The following is a 17084-nucleotide window of genomic DNA, read 5'->3' on the forward strand; positions in this document are numbered from 1 at the left end:
TCGTTCGACAAGGCCGTCGAGTGCTCGTCGGACGGCAAGACGATCACCTTCCACCTGAACCAGCCGGCCGGTGACTTCAACTACACCGTGACGCTGTCGTCCTTCGCCGCCGTGCCGAAGGCCAAGGACACCGGTGAGAAGTACGACACCTCCGTCGTGTCGGACGGCCCGTACAAGATCACCGAGTACACCAAGGGCCAGCAGCTCGTCCTCGAGCGCAACCCGAACTGGAGCGCCTCGACCGACTCCTACCGCCCGGCGTACCCCGACAAGATCGTCGTGAAGTTCTCGATCGAGTCCACCACGATCGACCAGCGCATGATGGCCGACGCGGGTGAGGACCAGACCGCGATCTCGCGCGACTCGCTCGACACCGCCTCGCTGACGACCGTCTTCAACGACCCGCGCTTCGAGTCGCGTCGCGTCAACGAGTTCGACCCCTACGTGCGCTACATCGCGATCAACACGCAGAAGGTGCCGAACGTCAAGCACCGCCAGGCGATCCTGGTCGCCGCTGACCGCGCGGCCCTGCGCACCATCGCCGGTGGCTCGTTCGCCGGTGACCTGGCCGACGGCGTCATCAAGCCCAACCTGCCCGCCGACTACGCGAAGTCGGGCATGTGGGACGGCATGTACGGCGGCAAGGTGCCCGACACGGGCAACCCGGACCTCGCCAAGCAGCTGATCCAGGAGTCCGGCGAGCCGATGCCGCCGCTCACCTACCAGTACGCGAAGACGCCGGACAACGACAAGTCCGCTGCCTCGCTGCAGGCGTCGCTGGCCAAGGCCGGCATCAAGCTCAAGCTGTCGCCGCTGCCCCCGGGTGAGTACTACTCGATCGTCCAGGACCCGACGAAGGAAGAGGCTCTCGCCTCTGCCGGCTGGGGCCCGGACTGGCTGAACGCCTCGACCGTCATCCCCGAGCTGTTCACCCCCACGGGTGGCTTCAACCTCTCGCGGGCCGACGACAAGGCGTTCAACGAGAAGGCCAAGGCCGCCAAGGGCGAGACCGACCGCGCCAAGCAGGGCGAGATGTGGAAGGAGCTGAACAAGGAGGCCATGCAGCAGGCGTGGGTCCTCCCGACGCGCTTCGGCCGCGAGCAGCGCCTCTCCGGTTCCAAGGTCGGCTCGGCCTCCGGTGACGGTGGCAAGGTCTACCTGTGGTCGCCCTACGGCTCCTGGAGCTACGGCGACCTGTACGTCAAGAAGTGACCTGCTGCTCGCTGAGCTAGCGAGCTGACAGTCCGCTTCACGTTCGACCGAGCTCGGGGGCGGGTGCACACCGCCCGCCCCCGAGCCCCGAACCGGGCCACGGTGCCCGGTTTCCCGCTGCCCAGAACCGGAGGCTCCCGTGGGGACCTACATCATCCGGCGTGTCGTCGCGATGATCCTGATGCTCGTCGCCCTGAGCGTCATCGTCTTCCTGCTCTTCCAGGCCCTGCCGGCCGACCCCGCGTCCCTGACGTGCGGCAAGTCGTGCAGCCCGCAGGTGATCGAGCAGAACCGCATCAGGCTCGGCTACGACAAGCCGCTGTACGTCCAGTACGGCCAGTTCGTGAAGGGCATCGTCGCTGGCCGCACCTACGGCTCCGGCACCCAGACGTTCGAGTGCAAGGCGCCCTCGCTGGGCTATTCGTTCAACCGCGGCGAGTGCGTTACGACGCTCATCAAGAACCGCCTCCCGGTCACGGCGGTAGAGTCGATCGGAGCGCTGGTGCTCTGGTTGATCAGCGGCGTGTCGATCGGCGTTCTCGCGGCCCTCAAGCGCGGCCGCTGGCCGGACCGCGTCGCCATGGGCGGCGCGCTGATCGGCTACTCGTTCCCCACGTTCTTCATCGGTCTGGTGCTGCAGTACTTCGTGTTCTTCAAGTTCCGCATCATGGACTACGCCAGCTACACGCCGTTCTCCGACGACCCGGTCGCCTACGTCAAGGCGTTCATCCTCCCGTGGATCACGCTGGCCCTGGTGTACGCCGCGTTCTACTCCCGGCTGACGCGCAACCAGATGCTCGAGACCCTCGGTGAGGACTACATCCGCACCGCGCGGGCCAAGGGACTGTCCGAGCGCCTGGTCATCGGCAAGCACGGCCTGCGCTCGGGCCTGACGCCGATCGTGACGGCCGCCGGCCTCGACCTGGCTACCCTGCTCGGCGGTGTGGTCATCACCGAGCAGATCTTCGCGCTGCCGGGTCTCGGCTCACTGGCCCTCAACTCGGTCACGCAGTCCGACCTGCCGCTCATCATGGGTACTGTGCTGCTTGCCGCCACGTTCATCATCGTCGCCAACCTGATCGTCGACCTGCTCTACGCGGTCATCGACCCCAGAGTGAGGCTGGTATGAGCCCGTTCCTCGAGGTCGACGACCTCCACGTCTCCTTCAAGACCGAGGACGGCGTCGTGCGCGCGGTCGACGGCGTCTCCTTCGACGTCGACAAGGGCCGCACGCTCGCCATCGTCGGTGAGTCCGGCTCCGGCAAGAGCGTCACGAGCGCCGCCGTGATGGGGCTGCACAACCCCCGGCGCACGGACATCACCGGCTCGATCCGGCTCGACGGCGAGGAGATCGTCGGCGCCAGCGCGTCACGCCTGCGCGAGCTGCGCGGCAAGCGCATGGCGATGATCTTCCAGGACCCGCTCAGCTCGCTGCACCCCTTCTACACGATCGGTAGCCAGCTGGTCGAAGCCGTGCAGGTGCACCAAGACCTCAACAAGTCCGACGCTCAGAAGCGCGCCATCGAGCTGCTCCACAAGGTCAACATCCCGAACGCCGAGCGGCGGGCGGGGGAGTACCCGCACCAGCTCTCGGGCGGTATGCGCCAGCGCGTCATGATCGCGATGGCCCTGATCAACGACCCCGACCTGCTCATCGCCGACGAGCCCACGACGGCGCTCGACGTGACGGTGCAGGCGCAGATCATGGACCTGCTGCGGACGCTGCAGGACGAGTTCGGCACCGCGATCATCCTGATCACCCACGACCTCGGCGTGGTCGCCGAGACCGCTGACGACGTCGCGGTCATGTACGGCGCCCGGGTCGTCGAGCGCGGGTCGGTGCGCGACATCTTCTACCGCCCGAAGATGCCGTACACCTGGGGCCTGCTCAGCTCGCTGCCCCGACTCGACCAGCAGGCGGGCGCACGGCTCGAGCCGATCCCCGGCCAGCCGCCGTCGCTCATCAACCTGCCTCAGGGGTGCGTGTTCCGGCCGCGCTGCGAGTACCACCAGTTCGTGCCCGACAACCTGTGCGACACCGTGCGGCCCGCGCTGGACGAGGTGGCCGACGGCCACTCGGCGCGCTGCCACCTGTCGCCGTCCGAGAAGGACCGCCTCGCGGCCGAGCGGTTGAAGTTGCTGTCCGTGGGCACCACCGAGAAGGAGGGCGCGTGAGCGACCCCATCCTGAAGGTCACCGATCTTCAGAAGTACTTCCCGATCCGCCAGGGCCTGCTCAAGCGCCACGTCGGTGACGTCAAGGCCGTCGACGGCGTCACGCTCACCGTCGGCGAGCGCGAGACGGTGGGACTCGTCGGTGAGAGCGGCTGCGGCAAGTCCACGGCCGGCCGCACCATGCTCAAGCTGCTGCAGCCCACGGGCGGCAAGATCGAGTTCAACGGGCGCGACGTCACGCACCTGTCGCGCAAGGAGATGGTCCCGCTGCGTCGTGAGATGCAGATGATCTTCCAGGACCCGTACAACTCCTTGAACCCGCGGCACACGGTCGGCACGATCATCGGCGCGCCCTACCAGGTGCAGGGTGTGACGCCCCAGGGCGGCGTGAAGGCCGCGGTGCAGGACATCATGGAGCGGGTGGGGCTCAACCCGGAGCACTACAACCGCTACCCGAACGAGTTCTCGGGCGGCCAGCGTCAGCGCATCGGCATCGCGCGGGCTGTGACGCTGCGGCCGAAGCTGATCATCGCCGACGAGCCGGTGTCGGCTCTCGACGTCTCGATCCAGGCGCAGGTCGTCAACCTGCTCGAGGACATCCAGGACGAGTTCGGCCTGTCGTACGTCGTCATCGCCCACGACCTGTCGGTCGTGCGCCACATCTCCGACCGCGTCGCGGTGATGTACCTCGGTCACCTCGTGGAGTTCGCGTCGGCCGACGACCTCTACGGTCGCCCGCTGCACCCGTACACCAACGCCCTGATGTCCGCGGTGCCGGTGCCCGACCCCGACACCGAGAGCACGCGCGACCGGATCATCCTGCAGGGCGACCTGCCCTCGCCGAGCGACCCGCCGTCGGGCTGCGTGTTCCGCACCCGGTGCTGGAAGGCGCAGGACCGCTGCACCACCGAGGTGCCTCTGCTGCGCGAGCTGACGCCCGGCCACACGGTGGCCTGCCACTTCCCGGAGCACGACGCGAAGCCGGCCACCGCCATGGAGTCGGAGTCCGTCGCAGGGTGAGCTACGCGTTCGACGGCGAGCCGGCGCTCGGGCACCTGCCCGGACGCCGGCTCGTCCTCGTTCACGCTCATCCGGACGACGAGACGCTGACCACCGGCATCACCATGGCCCAGGCTGTCGCCGAGGGCGTCGAGGTGACGCTGGTGACGTGCACGCTGGGCGAGCAGGGGGAGGTGATCCCTCGCGAGCTCAAGCACCTCGAGGGACGCGACGACGCCGCCCTGGCCCACCACCGGGCGGCGGAGCTCGCCGCCGCCATGCGGGCGATCGGCGTCCGTGATCACCGCGTGCTCGGCGGGGGTCGCTGGCGCGACTCGGGCATGGAGTGGCTCGAGCCCGGGATCGCTGGCGGCCTCGACGCCGCCCACGCCCAGGCCGCGCACCCCGCAGCCTTCGCGCGCGCCGACCTCGATGAGGCCGCCGGCTTGCTGGCCGACGTCCTGCGCGACGTGCGCCCGCAGGTGGTGGTGACGTACGACCCGCAGGGTGGGTACGGCCATCCCGACCACGTCATGGCGCACCGGGTGACCATGCGGGCCGTCGAGCTGGCCGAGCGCGACGCCGCGCGGCCGGGGTGGATGGTGCCGGCGGTGCACTGGGTGCAGGTGGCGCAGTCGTGGGCCGATGCCGAGCGCCGAGCGGTGCTCGCCGCCGCCGCGGACGGCCGGCTGCCTGAGGGCATGACGGCGTCGGGCGCCAGCGACCCGTTCCCGCCGGCCGTCGTCCCTGACGACCTGCTCGACGTCGTCGTCGAGGCGCCGCAGCACCTCGACGCCGTCGTGGCTGCGCTGCGCAGCCACGTCACGCAGGTGCGGGTGGAGCCGCCGTGGTTCGCGTTGTCGAACGACGTCGCCCGCCGGCTCACCGGCCGCGAGGGCTTCCGCCGGGTGCGTGGGCCGCGAGCCGCCACGCGCGGGCGGGTGGCCGATGACCTGTTCGCCGGCCTCGACATCGGCGCACCGCGCGACTGAGTCCGTGGTGCCCGGGCGGCCGCGTCACCACGGACGCAGCGTCACCGATCGCGCCACTCCGTCACGCTGCGTGCGTGTCGCAGCCCCGAGCGGGTGACCCGGCACGCGGCGAGGCCGCGGATGCGCGAAGGTGAGTACCCCGGTGGCGCAGCACGGTGCGCCCGCGATGAAGGGACTCGTCGTGGCTGACAGCTCGAACCTGCTCGCCCAGGTCGCAGGCAGCACGCCGCTGCGCGGTGCCGACGTGTCCCGCACGCGCGAGCGCACCCGCCAAAAGCGCCTGCTGCGCGTTGCTGCGGTGCTCGGCGCTGTCGCGGTGTGGCTGTGGTGGCGGCTGCTCGCGGGCGACCCCGTGGGCTGGCCCCGGCTGCCGGCGGTCGACCCGCTGTACCTCATGAGCGGCGCGTTCTTCCTGGTGCTCATCTTCGCCGTGCTGGCCTCGACCTTCGTCACCGGCCGCTCGCCCCACACGGTCATCCGCCCCGAGCAGCTCGACGTCGGGCTCGACGACGTCGTGGGTATCGACGTCGTCAAGGCCGAGGTGGTGCGCACGCTCAACCTGTTCCTCGCCCACCGCACCTTCGCCACGCAGATGGGCGGGCGCCCGCGCCGCGGGGTGCTGTTCGAAGGTGCCCCCGGCACGGGCAAGACGCACACGGCCAAGGCCCTGGCCAAGGAGGCAGGTGTCCCGTTCCTGATGGCGAGCGCGACGTCCTTCCAGTCGAGCCTGCAGGGCGCGTCGCAGCGACAGATCCGCAGCTTCTTCAAGGCGCTGCGCAAGGCCTCGCGTCAGTACGGCGGCGCCATCGGCTTCATCGACGAGTTCGACGCCATCGCGTTGCGCCGCCCGGGCACCAGCGGGGCCGCTATGACGACCGCGCCCTCGCTGCGTGGCGAGGTCGTGGGCTGCGGGGGACTCACCGGCCTGCCGTTCAGCGCTCCCACGGCCACACCAGCCGCGGTGACCCACGCGTTCCAGGGGCCGGGCGACAGCCAGATGACGGTGAACGAGCTGCTCGTGCAGATGCAGTCGTTCGACCAGCCCACTGCGGGGCAGAAGCTGCGTGGGCGGCTCACCGACCTGGCCAACCTCGCGCTGCCGAGCCACCGCCAGCTGAAGGGTCCGGGCCTGCCCTGGGCGAACATCCTCCTGCTGGCCTCGACCAACACCGCCGACCGGCTCGACCCGGCGCTGCTGCGCCCCGGCCGGTTCGACCAGCGCCTGAGCTTCGACCTGCCGGGCAAGTCCGGCCGGCGCCAGATCATCGACCACTACCTCGCGCGCAAGGCCCACGCCGGCGAGCTGGACGGCCAGGAGCGCCGCGACGCCCTGGCCGCGATCACCCAGGGGTACAGCCCGGCGATGCTCGAGGGTCTGCTCGACGAAGCCCTCGTGCGGGCGCTGGAGGCCGGCCGCACGGCGATGACGTGGGCCGACCTCGAGCACGCTCGCATGATCACCGAGATCGGCCTGGCCCAGCCGGTGGGCTACACCGCGCACGAGGAGCGGCTCATCGCCACGCACGAGGCGGGCCACGCCACCATCGCCTGGCTCGTCGCGCCGCAGCGACGCCTGGAGGTGCTCACCATCGTCAAGCGCCGCGACGCCCTCGGCCTGCTGGCGCACGGTGACACCGAGGACGTCTACACGCGCTCGCGCGCCGAGCTGCGCGCGCTGATCCAGGTGGCGATGGGCGGCCAGGTGGCCGAGGAGATCTTCTTCGGCGACGTCTCCACCGGCCCCGGAGGCGACCTGGTCTACGCCACCAACGTGGCGGCCCAGATGGTCGGTGCCGCCGGGATGGTCGACACGCTCGTCTCCTACGCCGCCGTGCAGGGCTCTTCGCTCACCGACTCCGGTCTGGTGGGGCGCGTGCTCGGCGACTCCGAGGGACGCCGCATGGTCGAGGACCTGCTGCAGCAGCAGAAGCGCCTGGTGCGCGAGCTCATGAGCAGCAACCGCCACCTCGTCGAGGCGCTGCGCGACGCGCTGCTGGAGCGCCACGAGCTCATCGGGCCGCAGATCACCGAGGTGCTCAGCACCGCGCAGGCTCGCCACGCCGCAGGCGGTGCCCCGGCGGTGTCGCTCGCGGACGCACCCGGCGACGGCGTCGTCATCGACCTCACCGGGCAGCAGCCGCGCGTACGCTGACCGCGTGGGTCAGCGCAGGCGGGCGGTCGGGCACGTCGCGACCACCGTGTTGACGCTCGCCGTCGCGGCGCTGCTGGCGGTGGTCGCGCACCAGGCGACGTGGACCGAGCGCCGCTGGCCGGTGGGCGTCGCCGTGGCGGTGGGACTCACCGCGGCCGTGGCCCTGCTGCTGCGGGCGTGGGGGGTCGGGCCCGTCGCCCGCGCTGCCGGGCTGCTGACCTGGCTGGTCGTCACCTTCGCCGCCGCCCTGCGACGGCCGGAGGGTGACGTGCTGGTGCCCGCCAACGCCCGCGGGTACGCGTTCCTGGTGGTCGGGTTCGCCGTCCTGGCTGCCGGGCTGACCGCGCCGGGTGGGCGCGGCCGGCGGGCGCGCGGTTAGGGTCGGAGCGTGAGCACACCCAGCGCGCCGTCGCCCCAGCCGGCTCTGAGCGACCCCTCGGACGTCTCGCGGTTCCGCCGCGCCATGGCTCGCTTCGCCACCGGCGTCACGGTGACCACCACCGTGGTCGACGGCATCGACCACGCCATGACGGCCAGCGCCTTCACGTCGGTCTCGCTCGACCCGCTGCTCGTGCTCATCTGCGTCGAGCAGGACGCGCGCTTCCACGACGCCGTCCTCGAGGCGGGGGTCTGGGGCGTCAGCGTGCTCGACGACACCGCGCGGGTCACCTCGCAGTGGCTCGCGACCCGAGGCCGCCCGCTGCACGGTCAGCTCGACCGCGTGGCTCACCACCGCGGAGCGACCGGCGTCGCGCTGCTCGACCAGTCGCTCTCGACGCTCGAGTGCCGTACGACGGCGGTGCACCCGGGCGGTGACCACTCCATCGTCGTCGGCGAGGTGCTGGCGATCGAGCTGCCGGACGACCCCCGAGCCCCGCTGCTGTACCACCGCGGCAGCTACACCCACCTCGGATAGGGCCCCCACCATGGCGATCGACGAGCGTGAGGTGGACGACGCTCCCGCCGAGCGCCGGCTCCCGACGGCGGTGTCGGCGGGCCTGGCGCTGGCGGTGCTGCTGGTGCTGACCTACCTCGCCACCGCGGCCTGGGCCGGCACGCGCACGGCCCGCGGCACGACCGTCGCCGGAGTCGACGTCGGCGGCCTCGACCGCACCACCACCCAGCAGCGGCTGAGCCGCGCGTTCAGCGAACGAGCCGCGCGGCCGCTCACCGTGACGGCCGGGCAGGGCTCGGCGCAGGTGGTGCCCGACGACGCCGGCCTCGGTGTCGACGCCCGGGCCACCGCCGCCCGGCTCGTGGGCTTCTCGCTCAGGCCGACGCGACTGTGGGAGCACCTGACCGGTGCCGGGCCGGCTGAGCCGGTGACCACGCGCGACGACGCGGCGCTCGCGGCGGCGACGCAGGCGCTGGCTGAGCGCCTCGACCAGGAGGGCGTCGACGGCGCCATCCGGTTCGCGGCTGGGGGCGCCCAGCTCGTGACGGGCGCGGAGGGCCGCCGCCTCGACCGCGCCGCTGCCGCTGACGTCCTGGCGCGTCACTGGGTCGACGGTGGCCCGGTGCGGCTGCCCGCCCGGCTCGACGAGCCTGCGGTGGCACCGGGTGAGCTGCGGCGAGCGTTCGAGGATTTCGCGAAGCCGGCGACGTCCGGGCCGCTCAGCGTCGTCGTCGGCGAGCGGTCGGTGCGCGTCCCGGTGGCCGTCTTCGCGCCGACGCTGTCGCTCGCAGCGAAGAGCGGCCGGCTCGAGGCCGCCGTCGACGGGGCTGCGCTGCGCAAGGCCTTGCTGGACCTCGACCCTCGGCTGGAGTCGGCCCCCCGCGACGCCACGATCGACGTCGAGAACGGGCGGGTGGTGACGACCGCCAGCCGGGCCGGCGTCCGGATCGACCCCCAACGGCTCGCGGCCGACGTGCTGCCCGCGCTCACCGCGCCGAGCCGGTCGGCCACCGTCACGGCGAAGGTGCAGCAGCCCGAGGTCACGAGCGCGGACCTCAAGGCCCTCGGGATCGTCGAGCAGGTCTCGACGTTCACCACGGCCTTCCCGGTGAACCCGCCGCGGACGGCGAACATCCGGCTCGCGGCGCAGACCCTCGACGGCATCATCGTGAAGCCGGGCGAGACCTTCAGCCTCAACGCCGCGCTCGGCCAGCGCACCAAGGAGAAGGGCTACCAGCAGGCCCCGGTGATCAACGGCGGGCGGCTCACCCGAGACTACGGCGGCGGCATCTCGCAGGTGTCGACGACGCTGTTCAACGCGGTGTTCTTCGCCGGCCTCGACACGGTGACCCACAAGCCGCACTCGTTCTACATCTCGCGCTACCCCGAGGGTCGCGAGGCCACGATCTCGTGGCCGAACGTCGACCAGAAGTTCCGCAACGACTCCGGCCACGGCATCCTCATCAAGACGCGCGTGACCGACAGCGCGGTGACGGTGTCGTTCTACGGCACCAAGGTCTGGGACATCGCAGCCACCAAGGGCCCGCGCACGAACGTCAAGCAGCCCAAGACGATCCGCGACACGGACGGCGAGTGCGTCGCTCAGTCGCCGAGCGTCGGCTTCGACGTCACGGTCACGCGCGTGTTCAAGCGCGACGGTCGCGACGTGCGCACGGAGCGGTTCTTCACCCGCTACATCCCCGAGGACCACGTCGTCTGCGGCTGAGGGCGCACGCGGTAGTGGTAGCCGTGGTGCTCGGCGAAGCCGACCGCGCGGTACAGGCTGCGCGCGGCCGCGTTGTGCTCGGCGACCTGCAGGTAGGCCGAGCGGTCACCTCGGGCCAGCCCCCACTCGGCGATCGCACCGAGCACCAGCCGAGCGAGCCCACGGCGGCGGTAGGGCTCGACGACCTCCATCGCCGTGATGCCGGTCCAGCCCCGCGACGAGGCGGCGCGGCCGACGGCGACCGTGCCGTCGTCATCGCGCAGCGACACGAAGGCCTGGGCGGGCGCCGACAGCAGCAGCCGCCGTGCGACCTCGGGCAGCGGCTGGCCGCGGTAGCGGTACACGGCCAGCCAGGCGTCGTCCGGTGCGTCGTCGACGGTGAGGCGCAGGCCGGGCGGGACGCCGGGCGAACCGGGCTGCAGCACCGCGCGGGCGACGTCGCGCACGGCGGCGGTGAGCACCAGGGTGGGGGTGTCGAGGGCGTAGCCGCGCTCGCGCAGCACCGCGTCGAGCGTGGTGTCGCGGGCGCGCTGGCCAGCCTCGTCGGCGGCCAGCACCGGGGCGTCCAGCGGCCAGGGCACGCAGAAGCGCGTGCCCAGACCGCGGTCGGCGTACCAGCGCTCGGCGGCGTCGACCGCGGCGTCGAGCGGTATCCCGGGATCGCCCAGCGGCAGCACCGAGTTGGCGCGCCCGGTGAACCCCTCGGCCGCCCGTAGCCGCCACCCCTGGCCGCGCACGCCCAGCCACTCGAGCTCGACCGGACGCCAGCCGTCGGCCGCGACGTCCTCCAGGCCCTCCCAGCCGATCGCGCGGTGGGGCGCGCCGCGGCGCACGGGCGGTGGCGGCACCGGTTTGCCGGCGACGACCTGGCCCAGCGGCACCGACACCTCACCGTGCCGGGTGAGCACGCGGGCCACGCCGTCGCCGTCGCGGTCCCACGACAGCAGCTCCCCGAGGACGTCGGCGAAGCGGCCCTGGCCCAGCCCGCGGCGGATCACGACGCGCTGGCCCACCTGGTCGGGCCCGATGCGGGGGCCGAGTCGTGCCGACACGAGTACCCTCCCAGTGCACGTGAGTCGGTGGTGTCCGCGATACTAGGCGCAGACCTGGTCGCGCCACCGCGCCAGCGAACCCAGGCGGCAGAGCGCCGTCCGCACGAGGAGGACCGCACGTGACGTACGTCATCGCCCAGCCCTGCGTCGACGTCAAGGACAAGGCCTGCATCGAGGAGTGTCCTGTCGACTGCATCTACGAGGGCGAGCGGTCGCTGTACATCCACCCCGACGAGTGCGTCGACTGCGGTGCGTGCGAGCCGGTGTGCCCGGTGGAAGCCATCTACTACGAGGACGACGTCCCCGAGCAGTGGAAGGACTACTACACCGCCAACGTCGAGTTCTTCGACGACCTCGGCTCGCCCGGCGGTGCGGCCAAGCTGGGCCTGATCCCGAAGGACCACCCCATCGTGTCGGCGCTGCCCCCGCAGGCGACGCCCGAGGGGTGAGGCTCCCCGACTTCCCCTGGGACTCCCTGGCGGGCGCAGCGGCGCTGGCCAGGGAGCACCCTGGCGGCATCGTCGACCTGTCGGTGGGCACGCCCGTCGACCCGACGCCCGACGTCGTCCAGCAGGCGCTGCGCGAGGCCTCCGACGCGCCGGGCTACCCGCAGACGTGGGGGACGCCCGACCTGCGTGAGGCCGTCGCCGCCTGGTACGCCCGGCGACGCGGCGTGCCCGACCTCGACCCAGACGGCGTCCTGCCGACCATCGGCTCCAAGGAGCTCGTCGCCTGGCTGCCGACGCTGCTCGAGCTGGGCGCCGGCGACGTCGTCGCGCACCCGCGGGTCGCCTACCCCACCTACGACGTGGGTGCGCGCATCGCCGGTGCGACACCGCTGCCGGCTGACGGCACGGCCCAGCTCGGGCCGGCACGCGTGTCGCTGCTGTGGCTCAACACACCGTCCAACCCCACGGGTCGGGTGCTCGGCACGCCGCACCTGGCCAAGGTCGTGGCGTGGGCCCGCGCGCGCGGCGTCGTCGTGGCGAGCGACGAGTGCTACGCCGAGCTCGGCTGGGAGGGCGAGTGGGCCGACCAGCCGGTGCCGAGCATCCTCGACCCCGAGGTCTGCGGCGGCTCGCACGAAGGTCTGCTCAGCGTCTACTCGCTGTCGAAGCAGTCGAACCTCGCGGGCTACCGCGCGGCGTTCGTCGCCGGCGACCCCGCCTTGGTGCAGCGTCTGCTGGCGGTGCGCAAGCACGCCGGGATGATCGTGCCGTGGCCGGTGCAGCGGGCCATGAAGGCCGCGCTCGACGACGACGCGCACGTGGCCGAGCAGAAGGAGCGCTACCGGCGGCGGCGCGACGTCCTGGCGCCCGCGCTGCGCGAGGCCGGCTTCGTCATCGACCACTCCGAGGCCGGTCTGTACCTCTGGGCCACCGCGGACGAGCCGGCGCTGACCAGCGTCGACCGGCTGGCCCGGGCGGGCATCCTGGTGGCTCCTGGCACGTTCTACGGCCCGGGTGGCGCACGTCACGTCCGGGTGGCGCTCACGGCATCCGACGAGCGGATCGCCGCTGCGGCACAACGACTTTCCGGTGGCGACGCCTCGACGTCGAGATAGCGCTGCGAGCCGCCGTCGGGGGTGGTCGCCGCACCCTGGATTGGTGGACCCCCGCTACCCCCCGGTAGCGTCCAGGAGGAATTGTGCGGTGCGGCAGGGACGAAGGAGCGAACACGACATGGCTGACGACGCGACTCTCAAGCACGCCGGTGGCGAGCTGACCTTCCCTGGGGAGGCGGCGACGGACGGCGAGGACGCGTACAACATCTCCCAGCTGCTGAAGCAGACCGGCCACGTCACCCTCGACCCCGGCTTCGTCAACACCGCAGCCTGCCGGTCGGCCATCACGTACATCGACGGCGACCAGGGGATCCTGCGCTACCGCGGTTACCCGATCGAGCAGCTGGCCGAGAAGTCCACCTTCCTCGAGACCACCTACCTGCTCATCTACGGCGAGCTGCCCACCACCGCCGAGCTGGAGGAGTTCGACCAGCGCATCCGCCGGCACACGCTGTTGCACGAGGAGCTCAAGCGCTTCTTCGAGGGCTTCCCGCGTGACGCACACCCCATGCCGGTGCTGTCGTCGGCCGTCTCGGCGCTGTCGACCTTCTACCAGGACAGCCTCAACCCCTTCGACCCCGAGCACGTCGAGATCTCGACGGTGCGGCTGCTGGCGAAGCTGCCGACGATCGCGGCGTACGCGTACAAGAAGAGCGTCGGGCAGCCGATGCTCTACCCCGACAACAACCTCGGGCTCGTCGACAACTTCCTGCGCATGACGTTCGGCTTCCCGGCCGAGCCCTACGAGGTCGACCCGGTGCTGAGCCGGGCGCTCGACCAGCTGTTCATCCTGCACGCCGACCACGAGCAGAACTGCTCGACGTCGACGGTGCGGCTGGTGGGCTCGAGTCAGGCCAACCTCTTCGCCTCGGTTTCCGCGGGCATCAACGCGCTCTTCGGCCCCCTGCACGGTGGTGCCAACCAGGCCGTCCTCGAGATGCTCGAGGGCATCCGCGACAGCGACGACGACGTCGACGGCTTCATGACGAAGGTGAAGAACAAGGAGGCGGGCGTCCGTCTCATGGGGTTCGGCCACCGCGTCTACAAGAACTACGACCCGCGCGCCGCGATCATCAAGAAGACGGCCGACCAGGTGCTGCAGCAGCTCGCCGGGGGCGACGAGCTGCTCGAGATCGCCCTGCGGCTGGAGGAGATCGCGCTCAAGGACGACTACTTCGTCGAGCGCAAGCTCTACCCGAACGTCGACTTCTACACCGGCCTGATCTACAAGGCGATGGGCTTCCCGACGCGGATGTTCACGGTGCTCTTCGCCCTGGGCCGCCTGCCCGGCTGGATCGCGCAGTGGCGCGAGATGATCAGCGACCCCGAGACGAAGATCGGCCGCCCGCGCCAGCTGTACGTCGGCGAGACCGAGCGCGCCTACCGGCCCGTCGACGCTCGCTGAGGCCGCCATGACCGCACCCTCCGGAGCCCAGCACGAGATCGTCCACGGTGACCTGCGCGCGGTGGTGGTCGAGGTCGGTGGAGGCCTGCGAGGCTTCTGGGACGGCGACCGCGAGGTGCTGCAGTTCTACCCGCTCGACGCGATGTGCGACGGCGCCCACGGCCAGCCGCTCGTGCCCTGGCCGAACCGGCTGGCGGACGGCGAGTACGCGTTCGACGGCTCGACGTACCAGTGCGCGCTCACCGAGCCCGACAAGCACAACGCGATCCACGGCTTCGGGCTCTGGCGCAGCTGGCACGCGGTGCAGCGCGAGGCCTCGGCCGTGACGATGGAGCTGCGCATCAAGCCGATGCAGGGCTATCCGTTCGACCTCGCCGTACGCGTCGAGTACCGCCTCGGTGACGGCGGCCTGCAGGTGACGACGACCGCCCAGAACCTCGGCTCGGCCCGCTGCCCGGTCGGCATCGGCCAGCACCCCTACCTCTCGCCCGGCTCCGACGTGCGGGTCGACGAGTGCGAGCTGCGCGTCGACGGTGTCACGCGCGTGCTGACCGACGACGAGCGCCAGCTGCCTACCGGCACCGAGCCGGTCGAGGGCACCGACTACGACTTCCGGTCTCCTCGGCGCCTCGGTGGCCTCGAGGTCGACTACGCCTTCGAGGACCTCACGCGCGACGCCGACGGCCGGGCGTGGGCGCAGCTCACCGGGCCCGACGGGCGCACGGCCGGGTTGTGGGTCGACGAGGCGTACTCGCTGCTCGAGATCTTCACCGGTGACACGCTCTCGCCGCAGCGTCGTCGCACCGGCGTCGGCGTCGAGCCCATGACATGCCCGCCCAACGCCTTCGCCACCGGCGACCGCGTCATCGCCCTCGAGCCGGGCGCCTCGACGTCCGCCACCTGGGGCGCCACCCTCCTCTGATGCGCCCCCGGCGCCCTGCGGCAAAATCCCAAGAACTTGTACGCCTGAACCCCTTCAGACGTACAAGTTCCCAAGAATTTGCCAGCTGGGGGGAGAGGTCAGGGGCGGGGGAGGTCGGCGTCGGTGAACAGGACGACGACGCCTCGGCCGCCCTCCGGTGACGCGCGCCAGCCGTCGTCGGGCCTGCGGTGGTCCCAGACGCGCCCGTCGACGTAGACCCGCGTGACGCCGAAGCGCTCGGCCGACCCCACCGACCACTGGGCCAGCGACCACGCCAGCGTCGGGTCGGTGACCGCGAGCCGCACGCCGGTCACGCCGGCGATCCGGCTGACGCGCACCGGGGCCTGCTCGTGCGGCAGGGCCTGCTCGTAGCGCTTCAGTCCGGTCGCGCCGCCGGGACGAAAGCCGTCACCGAGGCGGCAGGTCAGCGCGGCGGTCGAGTGGCCGGTGAGCGCGGACGCGAGCACCCGCCCCTCCGGCTCGTGGTCGGCGTAGGCCTCGGGGTAGGCGCTGCGCTGCACCTTCTGGGCCACCTTCGTGATCTCCATCGACTGGTAGCCGTGCACCTTCACGAGGGCGTCGTAGAAGGCGTTGGTGGCGTGGACGGGATCGCGCACCTGGGCCGGCGTGCCCCAGCCCTGGGAGGGGCGCTGCTGGAACAGGCCGAGGGAGTCGCGGTCGCCGTAGTCGACGTTGATGAACTTCGACTCCTGGCGCGCCGTGGCCAGCGCGATGGTCGCCGCCCGGGCCGGCAGGTGCCGTTTGACGGCGATGCCCGCGATCGTGGCCGCGTTGGCCATCTGCTCGGGCGAGACCTGGAACGTCGACCCCGCCGCGGTGGCCTGGCACGCGGCCGGCTGGAACGGGCGGGTCGCGGACTTCCAGCCGAGCACCACGACCAGCGCGACACCCACGGTGGCCAGGGCGAGCACCGAGTTCAGCACCAGCCGGCCGCGGTGCGACAACCTCACGAGCGGCACCTAGTTGGCGTGCAGCACGGCGTTGAGCTCGACCGTGGTGCCCGGGCGGGCCACCATCTCGACCCGACCCGTGGTGGAGTTGCGCCGCAGCAGCATGTTCGAGGTGCCCGACAGCTCGCGTGCCTTGACGACCGTGCCGGCGTGCTCGCCGTCGACGACGGTGACCTTCGTGCCCGCGGTGACGTACAGGCCCGCCTCGACCACGCAGTCGTCACCGAGGCTGATGCCGATGCCGGAGTTGGCGCCCAGCAGGCAGCGCTCGCCCACCGACACGACGTCCTTGCCACCACCCGAGAGCGTGCCGATGATCGACGCGCCACCCCCGACGTCCGTGCCGTCGCCGACGACGACGCCGGCCACGATGCGCCCCTCGACCATCGAGGTGCCGAGCGTGCCGGCGTTGAAGTTCACGAAGCCCTCGTGCATCACCGTCGTGCCGCTGGCCAGGTGGGCGCCGAGGCGCACGCGGTCGGCGTCGGCGATGCGCACCCCGGAGGGGACGACGTAGTCGACCATGCGCGGGAACTTGTCGATGCCGTACACGGTGACGCGACCGTGAGTGGCCATGAGGCGCATCCGCGTCGCCTCGAAGCCCTCGACGGCGCAGGGCCCGGCCGACGTCCACACGACGTTGGTGAGCACCCCGAACAGGCCGTCGAGGTTGAGGCCGTGAGGCTGCACCAGCCGGTGCGAGAGCAGGTGCAGACGCAGGTAGGCGTCAGCGGGGTCGGCCGGTGCGGCGTCGAGGTCGATCTCGGTGCGCACGACGTGCAGCCGCACGCCGCGGGCAGGGTCCTGGCCCTCGAGCGCGGCCAGCTCGGCCGGCACGTCGTGCGGCGAGGCGGGCTGTGGCGCCGCGCCCAGCGCCGGCGTGGGGTACCAGACGTCGAGGACGGTGCCGTCGTCGGTGGAGGTGGCCAGTCCGTGGGCCCAGGCGGCTCGCGTGTCGGTCATGGGCTCCAGGGTAGTTGGGTGGGCTGGGTGGTCCGGTCGTGGCTAGGGTCGGTGCCC

16 protein-coding genes are annotated in these 17084 nt (G+C 71.7%); 13 read left to right on the top strand and 3 right to left on the bottom strand.

What is annotated here, in order from left to right; translation table 11 throughout:
* The 9 genes from ASD06_RS09945 to ASD06_RS09985 all read left to right on the top strand — a co-directional run.
* Positions 1 to 1212: ABC transporter substrate-binding protein (locus ASD06_RS09945; protein WP_082537940.1), on the top strand; the 1212-nt coding region annotated here is incomplete at its 5' end.
* A gap of 139 nt (positions 1213 to 1351) precedes the next feature.
* Complete coding sequence (locus tag ASD06_RS09950; protein WP_157371636.1) at positions 1352 to 2341, top strand: ABC transporter permease; 990 nt, start codon at positions 1352 to 1354, stop codon at positions 2339 to 2341.
* Complete coding sequence (locus ASD06_RS09955; protein WP_056676571.1) at positions 2338 to 3387, top strand: ABC transporter ATP-binding protein; 1050 nt, start codon at positions 2338 to 2340, stop codon at positions 3385 to 3387. Before ASD06_RS09950 ends, ASD06_RS09955 begins: the two co-directional genes overlap by 4 nt.
* A complete protein-coding gene (locus tag ASD06_RS09960; RefSeq protein WP_056676574.1) occupies positions 3384 to 4406 on the top strand; it encodes an ABC transporter ATP-binding protein in 1023 nt (340 codons plus the stop codon). The genes ASD06_RS09955 and ASD06_RS09960 overlap by 4 nt, the downstream gene beginning before the upstream one ends.
* Complete coding sequence (gene mshB, locus ASD06_RS09965) at positions 4403 to 5377, top strand: N-acetyl-1-D-myo-inositol-2-amino-2-deoxy-alpha-D-glucopyranoside deacetylase (protein WP_056676577.1); 975 nt, start codon at positions 4403 to 4405, stop codon at positions 5375 to 5377. The genes ASD06_RS09960 and mshB overlap by 4 nt, the downstream gene beginning before the upstream one ends.
* A 181-nt stretch (positions 5378 to 5558) precedes the next feature.
* Complete coding sequence (locus ASD06_RS09970) at positions 5559 to 7529, top strand: AAA family ATPase (protein ID WP_235502297.1); 1971 nt, start codon at positions 5559 to 5561, stop codon at positions 7527 to 7529.
* 4 nt (positions 7530 to 7533) lie between these two features.
* Complete coding sequence (locus ASD06_RS09975) at positions 7534 to 7908, top strand: hypothetical protein (RefSeq protein WP_056676580.1); 375 nt, start codon at positions 7534 to 7536, stop codon at positions 7906 to 7908.
* 9 nt (positions 7909 to 7917) lie between these two features.
* Positions 7918 to 8445, top strand: a complete 528-nt coding sequence (locus ASD06_RS09980) for a flavin reductase family protein (RefSeq protein ID WP_200942030.1) — start codon at positions 7918 to 7920, stop codon at positions 8443 to 8445.
* Positions 8446 to 8455: 10 nt separating this feature from the next.
* Positions 8456 to 10150 (top strand): VanW family protein, encoded by a 1695-nt coding sequence (locus ASD06_RS09985; protein WP_056676586.1) that lies wholly within the window; start codon positions 8456 to 8458, stop codon positions 10148 to 10150.
* Here ASD06_RS09985 and ASD06_RS09990 read toward each other — a convergent pair.
* Positions 10117 to 11202 carry a GNAT family N-acetyltransferase gene (locus ASD06_RS09990; protein ID WP_056676589.1) on the bottom strand — a complete coding sequence of 362 codons (1086 nt, stop codon included), beginning with the start codon at positions 11200 to 11202 and terminating at the stop codon, positions 10117 to 10119. The two genes, ASD06_RS09985 and ASD06_RS09990, sit on opposite strands and share 34 nt — an antisense overlap.
* Positions 11203 to 11321: 119 nt before the next feature.
* Between ASD06_RS09990 and fdxA the strand changes: the two genes are divergently transcribed.
* From fdxA to ASD06_RS10010, 4 genes are all read left to right on the top strand, one after another.
* Positions 11322 to 11651 (top strand): ferredoxin, encoded by a 330-nt coding sequence (gene fdxA / locus ASD06_RS09995; protein ID WP_056676592.1) that lies wholly within the window; start codon positions 11322 to 11324, stop codon positions 11649 to 11651.
* Positions 11648 to 12766, top strand: a complete 1119-nt coding sequence (gene dapC / locus ASD06_RS10000; RefSeq protein ID WP_056676594.1) for a succinyldiaminopimelate transaminase — start codon at positions 11648 to 11650, stop codon at positions 12764 to 12766. The genes fdxA and dapC overlap by 4 nt, the downstream gene beginning before the upstream one ends.
* Before the next feature lie 118 nt (positions 12767 to 12884).
* Positions 12885 to 14171: a citrate synthase gene (locus ASD06_RS10005; RefSeq protein WP_056676598.1), complete on the top strand. Its 1287-nt coding sequence runs from the start codon at positions 12885 to 12887 to the stop codon at positions 14169 to 14171.
* Between the two features lie 7 nt (positions 14172 to 14178).
* Positions 14179 to 15093, top strand: a complete 915-nt coding sequence (locus ASD06_RS10010; protein ID WP_056676603.1) for an aldose 1-epimerase family protein — start codon at positions 14179 to 14181, stop codon at positions 15091 to 15093.
* Between the two features lie 98 nt (positions 15094 to 15191).
* Here ASD06_RS10010 and ASD06_RS10015 read toward each other — a convergent pair whose 3' ends face one another.
* Together ASD06_RS10015 and dapD are read right to left on the bottom strand one after the other, a co-directional pair.
* Positions 15192 to 16064 carry a hypothetical protein gene (locus ASD06_RS10015; RefSeq protein ID WP_082537942.1) on the bottom strand — a complete coding sequence of 291 codons (873 nt, stop codon included), beginning with the start codon at positions 16062 to 16064 and terminating at the stop codon, positions 15192 to 15194.
* A 9-nt stretch (positions 16065 to 16073) separates the two neighbouring features.
* The gene (gene dapD / locus ASD06_RS10020) at positions 16074 to 17027 is read right to left on the bottom strand and encodes a 2,3,4,5-tetrahydropyridine-2,6-dicarboxylate N-succinyltransferase (protein WP_056676609.1); all 954 of its coding nucleotides are present in this window, start codon (positions 17025 to 17027) and stop codon (positions 16074 to 16076) included.
* Between the last annotated feature and the right edge of the window lie 57 nt (positions 17028 to 17084).

The organism is Angustibacter sp. Root456 (assembly GCF_001426435.1).
GTDB lineage: Bacteria > Actinomycetota > Actinomycetes > Actinomycetales > Angustibacteraceae > Angustibacter.

Coding starts and splice junctions, on each gene's coding strand:
- ASD06_RS09955 (WP_056676571.1), top strand. CDS start 2,338: ATGAGCCCGTTCCTCGAGGTCGACGACCTCCACGTCTCCTTCAAGACC.
- ASD06_RS09985 (WP_056676586.1), top strand. CDS start 8,456: ATGGCGATCGACGAGCGTGAGGTGGACGACGCTCCCGCCGAGCGCCGG.
- ASD06_RS10005 (WP_056676598.1), top strand. CDS start 12,885: ATGGCTGACGACGCGACTCTCAAGCACGCCGGTGGCGAGCTGACCTTC.
- ASD06_RS10010 (WP_056676603.1), top strand. CDS start 14,179: ATGACCGCACCCTCCGGAGCCCAGCACGAGATCGTCCACGGTGACCTG.
- dapD (WP_056676609.1), bottom strand. CDS start 17,027: ATGACCGACACGCGAGCCGCCTGGGCCCACGGACTGGCCACCTCCACC.